We start from the raw sequence: 14,773 nt of genomic DNA on the forward strand, positions 1-14,773 counted from the left end.
GGCTCCACTCGACGCTGGGCTACGTCAGCCCGGAGCAGTTCGAGCGGGCCCACGCTGCTTAGACGGGTGTCCGAGAAACGGGGGCAAGATCACTAGGCCAAGTTCACGTATTCGTGGACAAGGGTCTACCTTGGTGGCAATGGGGCTGGAAGCTGTGGGGCCGCACCCGCTTCGAGGTCCAGAGCTATGACTGGGCATGCGTGCGCGGCGAAGTGGTGCAATACACGATCTTCACCGGACAGGTGCCGCGGCGCGAGTCGGGGCTGGTGTTCGCGGTGACGGATACACCGGGCAGCACGACAGTGGTGCAGCGGTTCGGTGTGGGGCCGAGCATCGGCTACGGCGATCTGGAATCGCCGGTGCAGCGCTGGGAGCACATCCGCCGCTTCATGCAGGGCGAGGGGCCGGCGTGGACGGTGTACGACCGCCTGTACGAGGACTTCGGCGTGGGTTTCCGGGAGTCGTTCTGGCTGTTCCAGCCGCTGTTCGGTCCAGGCAGCGAGGAGAACCGGCGCAAGGGCGTGGGCATGTGGTTGATCGGGCTGGCGGCGCTGCCGTTCCTGCCGCTCACCGCCTACATGGGACTGGTGCGCTACCTGAGCTTCCGGATGAAGCGCGAGCCGGCATGGTCGCCGGAGGTGCAGGCCAGCCTGGGCGGCCCACCGCTGATCGATGCACAGCTGCAGGACATTGCGTTGAAGGAAGGCTGAGCAGAACGGGTCCTTGGCACGCGATCCACGCACATATTCGGCGAGCGCTTTCAGACAACGCATGCTCTTGTGTCAGTTGGGACTATCGCAGTCTTGGCCTGCGGCCTTCGTCGGTGGACGGCGAGCCGCACGGGCAGGTCTCGCCGCTGGATGGGATACGTTCGTGGGTGAGCTGCTGGGACAGGGACGCTTGGCGGAATTCCACCAACTCAAGACCGCACCGACCCCGGGGTTCTATACCGTCCCCAACCGGGCGTTCGCGTACCGGATGCAAAATGGAACGCATGTGGCGTGGATGGAAAACCCCTGGTGGCAACAGGGCGACACGCGCATGGCGTAAGCCGAGGGATCATTCCCGTTAAACGGGATAGTGGTTATTTCCAGCGGGGTGCGTTGACCACGCAGCGGAAAGCGACGGTCCTTACGACGCCGTCCGACTGGCGCTTGTCGTTGATGTTGTCGTCATCGTCATCGTAGAGTTCATAGTCCTTCCCCCACCCAAAGCGGTCCAGGACGGTCCAGCTGCCGGTGGCACTGGCTCGTACGACCTTCTCGGTACCGCTCGCAGGGCCAGTGGGATTGTGCGCCGGGTGCTTGGGCGTCGGGTTGGGATAGCGTGCATACCAGTCGTTGACCCATTCCTTGCCGAAGGCGATGAAGTCGTACAGTCCCGCTGGATTGGGGCCGTAAACACCACTCGGACGGTTCGATGTTTCGTTGGCGCCGGCGCGCTCGGCGGCAATTCTCGCCATGTCATGTTCAAGAGCTGCCGGGTCCACCTTGTCCGCGCGCGGGTTGGCGATACCGAAGGCGTAGGGCTTGCCGCCGGAGCGGGCGGTGTACTCCCATTGCGCCTCGGTGGGCAGGGCAAACGGCTGGCCGGAGATATCCGCCAGCCATGCGCAGTAGTCATGTGCCTGCTGCCAAGTGACCTTTGCGTTGTAGCCCGGGTAACGGCTCTCCACAGAGTGGTATTCAATATGGGAGGTTTCACCGCCGTGAGTTACATCAGCAGAGATCAAATCGGTGCCGATCAACGATAGCTCACGATGTCGGGTGTAGGTGTCGTACTCGGCAATGGTGACGCGCCGCTTCTGGATGAGGAAGTCGCTGAGCTGGACCGGAAAGGGGTTGTCGTCGCGAGTGCTCATGGTGATGTGCAGGAAGGTGCCATCCAGCCAGCCGCCGTAATCGCCCATGGTGAACGTGCCGCCTTCCATCAAGGCCATGTCGGCGCGGGTCTTCTGCACGAAGGCCTTCAAGTCCGCCTCGGTCGGGGCCGGCTTACTGCGCAGGTGCTCAAGAATCAGCGCGGCGGTTTTCTCTGGAAACTGGGAGCTCAACTCGTTCAATCGCCGCCACACATCCGGGGTGGGGGACGGGGTGTCGATGGCCTGGATCACGAAATCGGCATCGTAGATCGTCTTGCAGTACCGGTCGGTGGGGTTGCCACCGCGGGAAACTCCCGGCGTGCACTCGCCATTGCGGGCCTTTTGCACGTCATTTTTGAAATTCTCCTGCAGCCGTTTAACGGCCGCATTGAGTTCCTCTTCGCTCAGCCTCTCGTACCCATCGATTCCGGATTGCGAGACGGCCGGCGGTGCAAGCAGCAGGCCGCACAGAAGCATCAAGAGCATGGGGATTGATTCGGTGCGAACGGCATCCAAGCGCATCAAAGTCACCAGATTGAAAGTTGTTGCCTGTCGTGCGACAAGGCTCGTGGGATATTAGCAGCCGAACAGAGGGGGATCGGACGCAGGCAAGGAGAAGAAGTTGAAGCTCCGCCTGGACACGATCAGCGCCGAGGATCGCCCGCGGCTGGTTGGGATTTTGAAGCAGAAGATTCATGAAAATGATCTTCCGCAGGCCGGTTAAGCTCGACCCACATCACGGCTTTTTTGGACCTGACCCCGTTATTTGATCCGCATTTCCGGAAAGGAGTCCCCGATGCGTGCAGGATGCGTTTCCAGTCGTCTGCTCTCCCTGGCGTTGCTGATGCTGGCGGGTTTTACTTGCTTCGCTGCCGAGCCGCCGTTTCACGTCGAGCAGCGTGGGGACTTGGTGGACCTGTACGACCTGAAGACCGGCAAGCAGATCGCCGATCGCGTGCGGCAGGTGATGTGGATGGATAGCTACTGGAAATTTACCCGCGAGGGCCGCCATGGGATCATCGACGACACCGGCCGCTTGGTTGCGGCAGCGGTGTATGACGAGATCGGCCGGTCCCGGAAATCGGCGTTCTACATCGTCGCGCGCGACGATCGCTACGGCGTCATCGATCTGGAAGGACGCGAGCGCGTGCCCCTGAAGTACGACATGATCGATCAGTCGCTGGCGCAGGCAGTCCCGTGGGTGGTCAAGCTCGGTGGCAGGGAAGGTCTGATGGATCCTGCCGACCAGCACCTGCTGCTGCCGGTGCGTTACGAAAACATCGTACTGCGCGGTGCGTTTGTACTGGCGACCAATCCCGAGAACACAGGCAGCCCGCGCTACCAGGCGTTCGACCTGCGGGGCCGGCCAGTGCCCGGCGCCGAATCCGATGCGGAAATAGTGGGCTGGGGAGAAGACCGGCTGATCCTCGATGCAGAGCGCGTCATCGGTGCCGACGGACGGTTGGTCGTGGCGCCGGGCGAGTACACGAGCGTTCGTCAGTCGAGCGATATGAGGGCGATCATCTTCGACAAAGCCCAAGGCAAGGCTGGTGTCATCGATCGTGATGGCCGATGGGTGGTGCAGCCCGAATGGGACTACATCGAAACGCTGGGCGGCTTCTCGCACGGATGGATGCGGGTGGTGACCGGCGGTATGCCGAACGCGGGCGGCAAGGTCGGCGTGATCGACATGGCGGGCCAAATTATTCTGCAGCCGCGCTGGGAGGGTGTGGATCTGCATGATGCGAAGACTGCGATGCCGTTCTTCCAGGTAGAGCGCGACGGCCAGGTCTGGTTCCTGGACCTGCACGACGAGCCGCTGTTCGAAGCGCCGTTCGACGCAGTGCATCGCATCGACCGGGGAGGCACCTATCTGGTCGAACGTGACGGCAAGACCGGCCTGTGCATCGACGTGGCCGATGCGCGCTGTCCGATTCCGGTCGAGTACGACCAGCTCGTGGGTTTCGATCAGGCGCCATCCGGCCTGTGGATCGCGCAAAAGGAGGGTCGACTGGGCGTGCTGCAGCAGACCGACGGCCATGTGGTGGTGCCGCTGGATTACGATTTCCTGCAGATGTCGCCGGAAAGCACGGGATTGCCTTCCTTGCGCGAAACGGTCCGCGAGGTGACGATCGTAGCCAGGAAAAGGTCGCTCAACGGTACCCTGCTGCTGCGTGCGGATGGACAGGGCAACTGGAAACTTGCCGCGGAGAAGCTGGACGCGCGGCCGGCGGACTGGCAAGCGCGGGCCGCCCAAGCGGCTTGCGCGGCCTTGCCGGCATTCGAACGGGACCAAGCCGACGCCGACCTGAAGGCACTGATGCTGCGCTGGAGGGCAGGGCTGCCGGAGCGGGAGAGTGCGCCATTCGGTATGCCGTGGCCCGCTCTGGCCGGCAGCGTTGCAAACCATTCTCGGGCACAGCAATTCATCGTGGCGCTGTTCCTCCGACCATGGCAACTGCTGAACCAGCCGCGTGAAGCGGACACGTACGAACTCGGCGAGTTGTTCGCCCGGATGCTAGAGACGGCGACACCCGTCCGCTCCGGTGGCCGTTATCCAGAACCCGAGGCGGAGTTCGCCGGCTTGTGCGCGGAGGTCTGGTACCTGCGCATCCCCGCGCTGGAGCAGTCGGCGGACCCGCTGCTGGCAGGCGGCTACGCATTGCCACCTGCCGGCACGCTGGAACGCGATGTCTATCCGTTCGTCACCGTCGCGCGAACGCCGGATGGATTGCGCCTGGCCGGTGTTTCCAGTGAGCTGGTTCAAGTGTTGGGCTGGTACTACACCAGCATGCCCATGGCCGGCGTCGAAGCTGTCGATCTGGAATAGCAGGCGAACGGACATCGGCCGAGGGCAGTATCCAAGTCTGGCGCGGCACGTGGCGTGCATAGACCGCGCGACTGTCGCGCGCCAGCCGGGCCTACCGCAGCCTGTGCCCTGCACCTTGCGACATGAGGAGCGTGATCAGGACCATGGCAGCCGCGTCAGCGGGTTAGAATCCATGTCGATGGCAGGAAGCCTCCAGGATCAGGACATGAAGTCACCCCAAAGCGATCTGCCCAGCTATGTGTCTTCCGGTCGCATCGGCGCTCGCGGCTTTCTCGTACTTCTCTGTGCGGGGCCGCTTTCGGCCGCGCTGGTTGGTGGGCTGTATCTCTGGGCACGTGGCGAAACCGGAAGTTTCGTGGCCATCGTGCTGTGCGACCTGTTCTTTCTGGTGCTGATGGTAGTCGTCGCATATGCCTTGTTCCTCGGTGCCAGAAGCCGTTCGTCCAGATTCAATCGCTTCGCCGCCGGTGCGTGGATGGTGTTGCTGCTACTCCCATGGTGGTGGGTAGCCGTGTCGGGCCGGCTTGCGGGTATCGAAACGCCAAGCATCCTGCATCACTACGCTGAGCTCGTGCCCACGCTGCTGTTCCTGGGCCTGGAGGCGATTTTCCTCGGGTTGGGGCCTGTATATCTCGCTGGGGAGATCGCCAACGAGCCCTTCAGTGAGGCGACCGGACGCTGGGCGGACAAGGATTTCTCTCTTGAAATGCTCTGGCCCGGAGGGGATCCGGACGCGTTGCGGCAACATCTTCGCGCGCACGGTGCCACACCGCTGCTCGAACTCCAGCCGGTCGCGGGCCACACTGTCGGAATGCTCGCGTCGGGCTGGACAACACTGAGGATCGAAGGACGGAGAGTCGAATCCGATTCTGCCGCACGCTGGATCACCCTTGCCCTTGTAGACAACCGGCGCTCCAGCGACGGTCGCATCAGAAGCACGGAAAGCGAACTTGCATCTTCTTGGGCAGTCAGCGCTGAGGATTACGAGGCCTTGCGTGAATGTGCCGGCACCACCCGCGACGCGCGGACCGAATCCCCGCCGGTCGCCGACGCACCTATGCCGTTGGAGCTGCAGGCCGCTGCTGCCGCACTTGCGGCAGGCAACTACACGGCGGCGCTCGCCATGGCCCGGCCCCACTGCCAACATCCGGATGCCGCCGTCCGCAATGATGCCTACCGGTTGAGCGCGCTGTGCCTGTCCCGATTGGAGTGCTGGCACGAGGCATTCGAGAGCTACTACGCGCTATTCGAACACGAACCCGGCGCGTTCAACGCTCTGCAGCTGGCGTCCACATCTGTGATGGCGGGCGAATTGCTTCGTGGCCAGGCTTGGTTCGAGAAGGCGGATACGCTAAACAGCGCTGAACACGCCATGGCGCCTGTGGAGTTGCGCACAACCATTCTTTCCGCACTGGGGCAAGCGGGCGCGCATGAAGCCTGCCTTCCCCACCTCCAATGGATGGCCGGGATGTATCAGGCCTTCCAGACAACCGACAGCCACCTGCTCTGGATGCACCGGGTTCCTCCCTTCGGCGAGTTCCTGGAAAAATCGCACGCTATCCTTGTGGCGATCATGGCGCCTTCGCAGTGCGCAGAGTGGTACCGCCAGAACGCAAACAGCCTGCCTCCGGAGTGGCAAGCGATGCTTAACGACCACCTCGGGCGATTCCCGTCACCTGCTGCTCCTTGAATGACGACTGTCAACGCATTCAGCCGCGAAGCTGAAAACTGCCCATCAGCCTGTCCCACAGTGCATCGAGAGTTTCACGGCGGTAGCGGTAAACCCACCATCAAAGCGGACGAAAGTGGCGCCGCCTACGTTACGGGACGGTTGGGGAGCGGCGGCGGCATGGGGGTCGGCATCGCGAATTTCGTGGAGCGCCTGCTGGGCGATGGCGAACGGTACGTGGATGTGGGCGATTTCGGCATGGAGCTGGTCTACAAGCCGGACCGACACCAGCTTCCAGCACTTGAAACTATGCTGCGTTTCCCGGCGTCACGCCGATGAGCAGAAGCGCGAGCAAGGCGGCGCGCGACCTGCTGCTGGGAATGAAGGAACTCCCGGAGCAGGGTGGCGGTTGGGGCTTGCTTCTACCACGCGGCGTCGAGCCGGCGGAGCTGTTTCCAAACGCACATGGCGCAGTGCAGACCATTAGTCCGGCCTATCTCGAGTTCGTCCCCCATGCCAGCGTTTCGAATCGCGGGATGGGAGTTTTTTACGGGTCTTGGTTCTTGGTTGTGGCTTTACTAATGTTCGTTCCCGGAACTCCCGGGTTTCTAATTGAGTCATTCGAGGAAGGTGGTGATCAGATTGTTCCAGGTCTAGTGATGCTAGGAGTAGCATTGCTAGTAATACTTTGCCCTCTGGTATGGGCGTGGCGCTCTGCCCGGATGCCGCTGCCGCCGCCAGTGATTCTCAGCCGCAAAACGCGAAAGTTCTACTGTTGGGTAGACCGCAAGCGCGGCTGGATGGTGCTCGATTACGACGAGTTGCATCCGGCGGTGTTTCGCTCCGCCATCATCACCACGGCTGGATCGGCGACATTTTTCATGCTGGGATTGGCGAAGCTGGCGCCGGGGGCGCGAAAGATCATCGAGCAGGTAAACCCGGCCCCACCACTGTTTCCAGCCGAGCGCCCAGAAGAGGTATGGGAGTTCATTCGCACGTACATGGACGGAGCGCCGGAGGGCCTTCCATCGGTCGACCCAATGCCACCACTGGACGATTCCCGTGCCGACCACGCCCGCATGGACCGGTTGCTGCTGCAGGACATGGTCGACGAACACCATCGTCTGAAGCCGGGCATTTTCAACAAGGTCTACACGTGGTTCTGGGGAGGCGTGAGTTACTGGACCGAACGCTGCGCGTTGTGGGTACAGCGGACGGCGCCACGTCCGGAGTACCCGCCCGAGTTGCGCGAAGCCATGCAATGGCAGGGCGAGAATCCGTACCGCACGCGTCCACCGACGGAGGAAGAAAGCTTGGCTTGGGAAGGCCGGCTTCCGCACCTGAGACGTCGTTGGTTGGCCGCGGCAGCGTTCTCGACGCTGATATACGGCAGCATGTTCCTAATTCTGACCGTCGGCGCGTGGTTTGGGCGAGGTCAGTAGCCCACAAGTGATGCGGCAGAAGGGGCTGCGTGGCGTGGTCCGCGGCAAGCCGGTACGTACGACGATAGCCGACCCGGCGCGCCCGTTTCTGTTGGACCGGGTTAACCGGCAGTTCCGCGCCGACCGGCCAGGCGCGCTGTGGGTGTAGTGACCCACTGAATTCCTGCTCAGGTGCTATTTTTCGAAGGAGACACCTATGAGCGTGATGATGGAAGAGGAAATCAAGCGTTGGACGGCCCGTCGGAAGTCGGCGCTGGTGCTGGAAGTCATCCAGGGCAAGACGACAGTAGCTGAGGCAGCCGCCAGTTCGACCTGACCCGGTCGGAGATCGAAAGCTGGGTCGATGAGGGGAAGCGCGGCATGGAGAACGCGCTGCGGGCCAAGCCCGAGGACGTTCGTGATCAATACGAGCCCCAGCTCAAGGACCTGCAGGAAGCCTACGGTGAGGCCATGCTGGAGTTGCGCGCTCGAAAAAAATTGGCGTCCCTGTTGGGCAAGGACGAGACCTGATGGTCTCGATCCAGCAGGGACTGCGGGACGATGGCTTTGAGGTCTCGATGGCTAAGCTGTGCCGATGGTTTGGGGTGGCACGACGGAGCATGTACTACCACCCGACGAAGGCGCAGCCGAAGATCCGGCCCGAGCTGGCCGAGCCGATCAACGCGATGATTGAGGAAGAGCCATCGTTCGGCTGTCGGACGGTGGCGGCGCTGCTGGACATGAACAAGAACACGGTGCAGCGAATCTTCCAGCTGAAGGGCTGGCAGGTAAGGAAGCGGGCGGTCGGATGCCGCCCACGGATCCAGGCGTTGCCGTCGGTCGCGCAAGCGCCTGACGAGCGGTGGGCGACGGACCTTTGCCGGATCTGGGGTGGCCGCGACAACTGGCTGACCTTGGCGCTGGTGATCGATTGCTACACCCGGCAACTGCTTGGCTGGCACCTGTCGCGCAGCGGCAAGGCCAGCACCGCAACCGCCGCGCTGGAGCAGGCGTTGCTCGCGCGGTTCGGGACCTTGGGACGGGTGCAAACCCCGTTCCTGCTGCGCTCCGACAACGGCCTGGTGTTCACTAGTCGCGACTACACCCGACTGGTGCGCAGCTACGGCTTGAAGCAGGAGTTCATCACCCCGTACTGCCCGCAGCAGAACGGAATGGTGGAGCGGGTTATCCGCACGTTGAAGGAACAGTGCGCACATCGACACCGCTTCAAAAGCCAGCAGCACGCCAGTCGGGTGATCGGCGACTGGATCCAGTTCTACAACCACCGGCGCCCGCACCAGGCACTGGACATGAAGACACCCGCTGAGGCATATGCTTTAGCGGCCTGACCTGAGCAGAAACGGCTGGGTCATTACAAGATCAACGACCGCAAGTACCAGGCCGTCCGGCTGGTGTTCGCGTTGCACAACAAAGGCGAGAACGACCCCATCGCCCAGGCCGAAGTGTGGAAAGCAGGTTGAATACCGAGACCCGAAACGTTCAGACCGAAGTGCAGGCCGAGGTTGGTCTGTCGCCGCCCAACTCGCAGGCGGTGCTGCTGCCGCTGCCAAGCGAGCCAGCCGGGAAGGTGGCCCGCACCTGGGATGGTGTGATGCGGGTGTATCCGAATGCGCTGGCTCTAGTAGATCAGTTAGGTGCGATGCGCGGATATTTGAGCGCGTTCGGAATTCTAGCCGCGCCTTTGGGAGCAATGATCCTGTATGCAGACTTTTCAAGAGGATCGTTCGTTTGGGGGATAATTTTTCTGCCGTTTTGGTTGTTGACGCTAGTCTTTATTCAGATCGACTGGGTCGGCTTCCGCTACGCCCCCGTGCTGGTCAATCGCGCCTTGGGCAAGGTCCACGTCTTTGTGGACAAGGGCCTGCCGTGGTGGCAGTGGGGGTGAAAGCTATGGGGCCGCACCCGGTTCGAAGTACAAAGCTACGACTGGTCGTGCGTGCGGGGGGAAGTGGTGCAGTACACGATCTTCACCGGTCAGGTGCCGAGGCGCGAGTCGGGGCTGGTGTTCGCGGTGACGGACGCGCCGGGCAGCGCGACGGTGTTGCAGCGGTTCGGGGTGGGGCCGAGCATCGGCTACGGCGATCTGGAGTCGCCGGTGGAGCGTTGGGAACACATCCGCCGCTTCATGCAGGGCGAAGGTCCGGCATGGACGGTGTACGACCGCCTGTACGAGGACTTCGGCGTGGGTTTTTGGGAATCGTTCTGGCTGTTCCAGCCGCTGTTCGGTCCGGGCAGCGAGGAGAGCCGGCGCCACGGCCCAGGGATGTGGCTGCTCGGGATCGCCGCACTGCCGTTCCTGCCGCTGACGGCCTACATGGGACTGGTGCGCTACCTGAGCTTCCGGATGAAGCGCGAGCCGGCATGGTCGCCGGAGGTGCAGGCCAGCCTGGGCGGCCCACCGCTGACCGATGCGCAGCTGCAGGACATTGCGTTGAAGGAAGGCTGAGCAGGACGGATCCTTGGCACGCGATCCACGCGCATATTCGGCGCACCCGAAGGCGTGACGGCGACCTGCGCCGCGATGCGATGCTGGCCGATCTGCGCGACGTGTTGTCGCGCTTCCGTACGCGTGCACCGGGCGAGGTGCCGGAGGAGCCCGGCGTATGTCTGCCCCATGCCTTCATCGCCGACGAAGGCAAGGGCGACCTGATCCTGCTCCTGCTTCACGGACACCCGGATAAGCGATTCAATACCGCAATCCGAGGTGAGACAGATGACCAGGAAAAGGCAGGGACGAAGGCAGAGCGTAAGCGGTTCAGCCCCGAGTTCAAGCAGCAGGCGCTGGGCATGAAGACACCCGATGAGGCATATGATTTAGCGGCCTGACCTGAGCAGAAACCGGTGGGTCATTACATTAAGCGGGTGTCCGAGAAACGGGGGCAAGATCAAGTCTTGCCCCCATCCATAACTGCTACTTCAAGCGATGTTGTCGATACCTTCCCTAGAAGAAGAAAGACGACTTGCGGCAGCCTTTTGGCACTTTCACAAGTTCCTGCCGGAATCCCTCCGCGACCATGCAGCGCTCCATCTCCGCGCCTTGGCAGTTGCAGGCCCGAACGCACTGCAGCCGCGCCTGCTGTGGTGTCGTAGAAATGGAGTCACTGGCGGCCACCCACCGCGTCTGCGTGCCTCCTCCGCTCCTTCCATGAATACAACATCCGGCCACGGCCATTGCGACCACGACCGGAATCAGAATCTTGCACCTGCCCATAACAACCAGGAGCTTCCGGGCAACCGAGCTCATTCGGCGGGTACGTGGTGACACCACTGCGGCCATCAACGCATTCCGCCACGAAGCTGGAAACCGCCCATCAGCTTGTTCCACAAGGCATCAAGAGCGTCCTGGTCAATGCCACGCGCGCCGTCGGCCAGAAGCTCCGCTTCGATTTCCGGCTTATAGGGGTCCATCGGCCGCCCTGCGGCATGCCAGAAATACTTGAAATCGTCACCGACGCCCGGGTCTTCGGAAGGGACGCTGATGGCCACCATCCCACCGGTCTGCCCACCGTACTCACGCTCGCCCTCATGCAGGCGTTTGACCTGTCCGCCCAGTTGGGTCAGTTCGGCAAGATCACGCGCAACGCGCTGCGCGAACGCCGGTTCCTTGCTGGGCTCCACGAGTCCATAGATGCTCAATGAAAACGACACACCCGGCATGTCGGGGAAGGTAACGACGAGCTGTGCATCACCGGCCACGTCCTTGCCATCCTTGAGCCTGAAGTAACCGTTCGCAGTACAGAAGGCGTTCGCCGGTGGCGACGTGTCCCGTTCGCGGGGGCTATAGCGGGAAATGGTTTCAAGGACGCCATCGCGTACGGCGGGATAGCGGCTTGCCTGGCTGCTCTCGCCTTCGAACACGTAGTGCCGCCCATCCTGTACGCGATGGGCCTCGATCGTGAATGCAGCTGATGGTCCGGAATGCTCGGCGATGACAGCGGCTTCGCCACTGGTGTCAAAGCCGACCAGCCGGCTGTTGGAGAACGCGGCCTGCGGATTGGCGCCCGCGGCGCGGTAGAGTTCGGCGGTTCGGTCGCTGCGTGGCGAGTCCTTGGCTTCTGCCGCGTCGGAACGTTCCCGCAGCGAAGCCACGACCATATCCCATCGCGCGGGGCCCTTGTCCTGGTCGCGCAGGCCTGCATAGGTGGAGGTGACCTTGGCTTTTGCGCCCGGCGGCAACGCGACTTCGTGAAGCCCGACGCAATAGGGCGTGCCGGAGGATGTGTTCACTTGCTTGCCTCCGGTCCGGGCGTGCGCACAGGCTGTACCCGCGAGAGCCATGAGCAAAACGGCAAGGAGTTGGAGGTAGCGGAGCGGGGCGTGGCTTTCATTCCGCTTCCCCAATGAGTTTAGCGATCGAGTGCAGGGTGATCTGGCGGAGGTTTTCATCGTCATAGGATGCAGCATGGCCTTCGCTCATTTTTTCGAGCTTGAAACTTTGTCTCACATTTCCACTGCCGCGGATGAACGGTCCGGCACCGGAGTTGTGGGGCACGGTGTCGTCACCGGCTTCGGCGGCAGCCATGATTTCGAACACGACATGGCCATCTCCCTGCGCAACCCTGGCTGGATCGCTGTTGTCTTTCCCGAAGGTGAAGGCGAGCTTGAGCGCCGCCCAACCCTTTGCGTTTACTGACGCGGACCCAAGCAGTTCATCCTGGTCCAGCGTGACCTTCTGGCTGGTTTGCCAGACGATATTCTGGTAGCTGTGGCGCGCCGCGTCCGCACCGTAATGCGAGTAGGTCGGAGCGTGGAAGGTATTTCCGGTGTTCGCATGGAACTCGTCGGCCACCACCAGGTTCGGCAGATAGGTATCGAGCCAAGGATCTGTCGCGACACCCCCGGTGGCCTTGCTGGCGCTGGAGCGGTTGGCCGGGTCGATGAGGGCGGGATCGATGAGCCGCCACCACGGTTCGCGCTTGACGTAGATTTCGAGGTAGGGGTCTGCCTCTGGAAGCGCGAAAAGTTCAGCGGTGCTCCCTGGGCCGTTCGACACGGCCTTGAGCCAGCCCTTGCCGTAAAGCTTGTTGGGCAGCAACTCAAGGGGACCGCATGCGTTTGCGAAGATCGCGGTGACCTGGGCGCCATCCTTGCCCAGGACGAACCGGCTGAGGCCGGTGTAGCCGCTGCGGACGTGGTGATACGACGCGGCGGCACCATCCGCCGGCATGACTCCATGATTGATGCCGAGCACTTTCGACGCTGCTTTGCCATAGCTGCTATGTACCGCAGCCCGGGAAACCAGCCCACCCATCGAATGGGTCACGAGAATCACTTTGTCGCAGCGGTACGGCTTTGAACCACCAACTTCCTTGTCACGCCATTCGGCGATGATCTCATCTATCCGCTTGGCCAGATCAACGGCGGATTTGCCGTTGCTTTGCAGCCAGTTGTAACCGGCGCCATAGACAGGACAGAGCACGTCCCAGGCATCCTCGGACTCTGGCTGGTCGAGCGGCGCGGGCGCACTTTCGGCACCCCATTCCGCGGGTGCCTTACCGACCAGCGATTCCCAGGGGTTGCTGGTGCCCGCGTTCAGGGCCGGCTCGAACCAGGCCATGAACTTGCCGTAGCCATAGTTGGACACGGTGCCCCAGCCGCGTTCCCGCAGCTGCTCTTCGGTCAATTTTTGCGTGGTCAGGTCATCGCCGGTGTATTCGGCGACCTCCGGGATCTTCCCTTCCGGATCGGCCTCGGTTGTCTTCGGGTCAAGCTTGGTCTGCCGGGTTTTTGCGGACTTGAAGGCCCACTGCAGCGCCAGCTTGAGCACGGAGCCCGCGTTCCACACGGACTCCTGGGTGTCCTTGTTGCGCAGGTTGCTGCCCATGATCCCGGGCACGAACAGGATCGGAACCACCACGTCGGGCGGCACGACGACTTCCGCACGCGCGGTGGACTGCGTTGGCGAAGTGAGTGATCGCGCAACCGGGATGCCTTGTTCGTTGGTCGATGTACCGACCCTGCGAGTTGTTTCAGCCGTCATCAACGACGCTCCTTGTCATGCCTTGTCGGCGGGGCCCAGCAGCCTGATCAGGAGGCCGTCCATGGATACGCCCTTCTGCAGGGGTGTCCAGCCGTCCGGGTCGGTCACGCCCTGGATCCTCGCGCCATCAGCGCGCTCGATTTCATAGCGGTAGTTCGCTGCGGGCTTGCCGTTCCGCTGCACCAGTCTGAATTTTTCGTCGAACTTCGATTCGGGCCAGGAATTCATCTCGCGCGAGAGGTGTGCGGGCCCGAGGAACGACTTCTTGCCCGCATGCACCTTGATCTCGCCGGGGCAGGCCACGGTGATGTTGCCGCCCTCGATCGTCAGGCTGGCGCCGCCCGAGGTGGCCAGGTGCACCGTCTTGCCGGCGGCAAACTCGACCTCGGCGTTGGCGCTCACGATCTTCAGCTGGTCCTTGGCCTGCAGCTTGATCTGGTCGTGCTGCGCCTGGATGTCCAGCTCGCCTTCGCCTGTCACCAGACTCAGCGAGGCCTCTTCGGTCGGCGCGCCGTCCACGGCCTCCACCAGCCAGCCGATCGCCTGGCCGGTGTGCAGGCGCAGGTTGCTCGCAACGGCCAGGTTGCTGGCCTGGCCGCTGGCCAAGGTCAGCGTTTCGCCGGCGGCCCAGTGCAGGCTCTGGCCTGCCACCTGGACGATGCCGGCGGGCGCGGCCAGGCCCAGGATGGGGTCGCCGGTGTGCGGCACGCGGCAATCGCCGGGGGCGGGGCTGCGGTCGGCGGCTTCGCCCTTGGCCAGATCGTAGTCGTCGCCCGGCACCGTGGTCTTCGCGCTCATGAGCAGTGCGGCAAGCGGGGCCTGATCGTCGATCAGCTTGGATTTGCTGCGGCCCACGCCCTCATGGCCGGCCAGCTTCACCGTCAGGTGCGTGCCGGCTGCGCCGCTGAACACCTCCGCCACGGTTTGCGCCTGCTTCAACAGCGCCGCCGGGCCCACGGCATCACCAGCGGGTGTCTCGCCGGGAGTCGCA

Annotated in this window: 13 protein-coding genes and 3 pseudogenes; 12 read left to right on the forward strand and 4 right to left on the reverse strand. The window is 62.9% G+C overall.

Annotation, left to right across the window (positions count from 1 at the left end):
* Positions 1-113 precede the first annotated feature (113 nt).
* Both ACW7GZ_RS14375 and ACW7GZ_RS14380 read left to right on the forward strand, forming a co-directional pair.
* The gene (locus ACW7GZ_RS14375) at positions 114-710 is read left to right on the forward strand and encodes a DUF6708 domain-containing protein (protein ID WP_457009882.1); all 597 of its coding nucleotides are present in this window, start codon (positions 114-116) and stop codon (positions 708-710) included.
* A 163-nt stretch (positions 711-873) separates the two neighbouring features.
* Positions 874-1,050, forward strand: a complete 177-nt coding sequence (locus ACW7GZ_RS14380; RefSeq protein WP_457009884.1) for a hypothetical protein — start codon at positions 874-876, stop codon at positions 1,048-1,050.
* A gap of 34 nt (positions 1,051-1,084) precedes the next feature.
* Here the strand turns inward: ACW7GZ_RS14380 and ACW7GZ_RS14385 are convergent, their stop codons facing one another.
* Complete coding sequence (locus ACW7GZ_RS14385; protein WP_457009886.1) at positions 1,085-2,347, reverse strand: formylglycine-generating enzyme family protein; 1,263 nt, start codon at positions 2,345-2,347, stop codon at positions 1,085-1,087.
* Between the two features lie 310 nt (positions 2,348-2,657).
* Between ACW7GZ_RS14385 and ACW7GZ_RS14390 the strand changes: the two genes are divergently transcribed.
* The 10 genes and pseudogenes from ACW7GZ_RS14390 (at position 2,658) to ACW7GZ_RS14435 (ending at position 10,628) form a co-directional block, all read left to right on the forward strand.
* Positions 2,658-4,691, forward strand: coding sequence for a WG repeat-containing protein (locus ACW7GZ_RS14390; RefSeq protein WP_457009888.1), 2,034 nt, complete (start codon positions 2,658-2,660; stop codon positions 4,689-4,691).
* 172 nt (positions 4,692-4,863) lie between these two features.
* Positions 4,864-6,381 carry a hypothetical protein gene (locus ACW7GZ_RS14395; RefSeq protein ID WP_457009890.1) on the forward strand — a complete coding sequence of 506 codons (1,518 nt, stop codon included), beginning with the start codon at positions 4,864-4,866 and terminating at the stop codon, positions 6,379-6,381.
* Positions 6,382-6,699 carry a hypothetical protein gene (locus ACW7GZ_RS14400; RefSeq protein ID WP_457009892.1) on the forward strand — a complete coding sequence of 106 codons (318 nt, stop codon included), beginning with the start codon at positions 6,382-6,384 and terminating at the stop codon, positions 6,697-6,699. It begins immediately after the preceding gene.
* Complete coding sequence (locus tag ACW7GZ_RS14405; RefSeq protein WP_457009893.1) at positions 6,696-7,802, forward strand: DUF6708 domain-containing protein; 1,107 nt, start codon at positions 6,696-6,698, stop codon at positions 7,800-7,802. The genes ACW7GZ_RS14400 and ACW7GZ_RS14405 overlap by 4 nt, the downstream gene beginning before the upstream one ends.
* A gap of 4 nt (positions 7,803-7,806) precedes the next feature.
* Positions 7,807-7,947, forward strand: a pseudogene (locus tag ACW7GZ_RS14410) (IS3 family transposase); the annotation flags it as partial.
* 51 nt (positions 7,948-7,998) lie between these two features.
* Positions 7,999-8,312: pseudogene (locus ACW7GZ_RS14415) on the forward strand (DUF1153 domain-containing protein).
* Positions 8,312-9,130 (forward strand): IS3 family transposase, encoded by an 819-nt coding sequence (locus tag ACW7GZ_RS14420; RefSeq protein ID WP_457009895.1) that lies wholly within the window; start codon positions 8,312-8,314, stop codon positions 9,128-9,130. Before ACW7GZ_RS14415 ends, ACW7GZ_RS14420 begins: the two are co-directional and overlap by 1 nt.
* A gap of 128 nt (positions 9,131-9,258) precedes the next feature.
* The gene (locus ACW7GZ_RS14425) at positions 9,259-9,687 is read left to right on the forward strand and encodes a hypothetical protein (RefSeq protein ID WP_457009897.1); all 429 of its coding nucleotides are present in this window, start codon (positions 9,259-9,261) and stop codon (positions 9,685-9,687) included.
* A gap of 18 nt (positions 9,688-9,705) precedes the next feature.
* Positions 9,706-10,248 (forward strand): annotated as a pseudogene (locus ACW7GZ_RS14430) (DUF6708 domain-containing protein); the annotation flags it as partial.
* 80 nt (positions 10,249-10,328) lie between these two features.
* Positions 10,329-10,628 carry a hypothetical protein gene (locus ACW7GZ_RS14435; protein WP_457009899.1) on the forward strand — a complete coding sequence of 100 codons (300 nt, stop codon included), beginning with the start codon at positions 10,329-10,331 and terminating at the stop codon, positions 10,626-10,628.
* Between the two features lie 450 nt (positions 10,629-11,078).
* On the opposite strand, the gene ACW7GZ_RS14440 is transcribed toward ACW7GZ_RS14435, so the two are convergent.
* From ACW7GZ_RS14440 to ACW7GZ_RS14450, 3 genes are all read right to left on the reverse strand, one after another.
* Complete coding sequence (locus ACW7GZ_RS14440; RefSeq protein WP_457009901.1) at positions 11,079-12,029, reverse strand: T6SS immunity protein Tli4 family protein; 951 nt, start codon at positions 12,027-12,029, stop codon at positions 11,079-11,081.
* A 97-nt stretch (positions 12,030-12,126) separates the two neighbouring features.
* Positions 12,127-13,782 (reverse strand): esterase/lipase family protein, encoded by a 1,656-nt coding sequence (locus tag ACW7GZ_RS14445; RefSeq protein WP_457009903.1) that lies wholly within the window; start codon positions 13,780-13,782, stop codon positions 12,127-12,129.
* Between the two features lie 15 nt (positions 13,783-13,797).
* Positions 13,798-14,773: DUF2345 domain-containing protein (locus ACW7GZ_RS14450; protein ID WP_457009905.1), on the reverse strand; the 976-nt coding region annotated here is incomplete at its 5' end.

Source organism: Luteimonas sp. A537, assembly GCF_054052065.1.

Excerpts from the sequence above, each read along its gene's own strand:
- ACW7GZ_RS14395 (WP_457009890.1), top strand. The coding sequence starts at position 4,864 with ATGTCGATGGCAGGAAGCCTCCAGGATCAGGACATGAAGTCACCCCAA.
- ACW7GZ_RS14445 (WP_457009903.1), bottom strand. The coding sequence starts at position 13,782 with ATGACGGCTGAAACAACTCGCAGGGTCGGTACATCGACCAACGAACAA.
- ACW7GZ_RS14405 (WP_457009893.1), top strand. The coding sequence starts at position 6,696 with ATGAGCAGAAGCGCGAGCAAGGCGGCGCGCGACCTGCTGCTGGGAATG.
- ACW7GZ_RS14390 (WP_457009888.1), top strand. The coding sequence starts at position 2,658 with ATGCGTGCAGGATGCGTTTCCAGTCGTCTGCTCTCCCTGGCGTTGCTG.
- ACW7GZ_RS14385 (WP_457009886.1), bottom strand. The coding sequence starts at position 2,347 with ATGCTCTTGATGCTTCTGTGCGGCCTGCTGCTTGCACCGCCGGCCGTC.
- ACW7GZ_RS14420 (WP_457009895.1), top strand. The coding sequence starts at position 8,312 with ATGGTCTCGATCCAGCAGGGACTGCGGGACGATGGCTTTGAGGTCTCG.
- ACW7GZ_RS14435 (WP_457009899.1), top strand. The coding sequence starts at position 10,329 with ATGCTGGCCGATCTGCGCGACGTGTTGTCGCGCTTCCGTACGCGTGCA.
- ACW7GZ_RS14400 (WP_457009892.1), top strand. The coding sequence starts at position 6,382 with ATGACGACTGTCAACGCATTCAGCCGCGAAGCTGAAAACTGCCCATCA.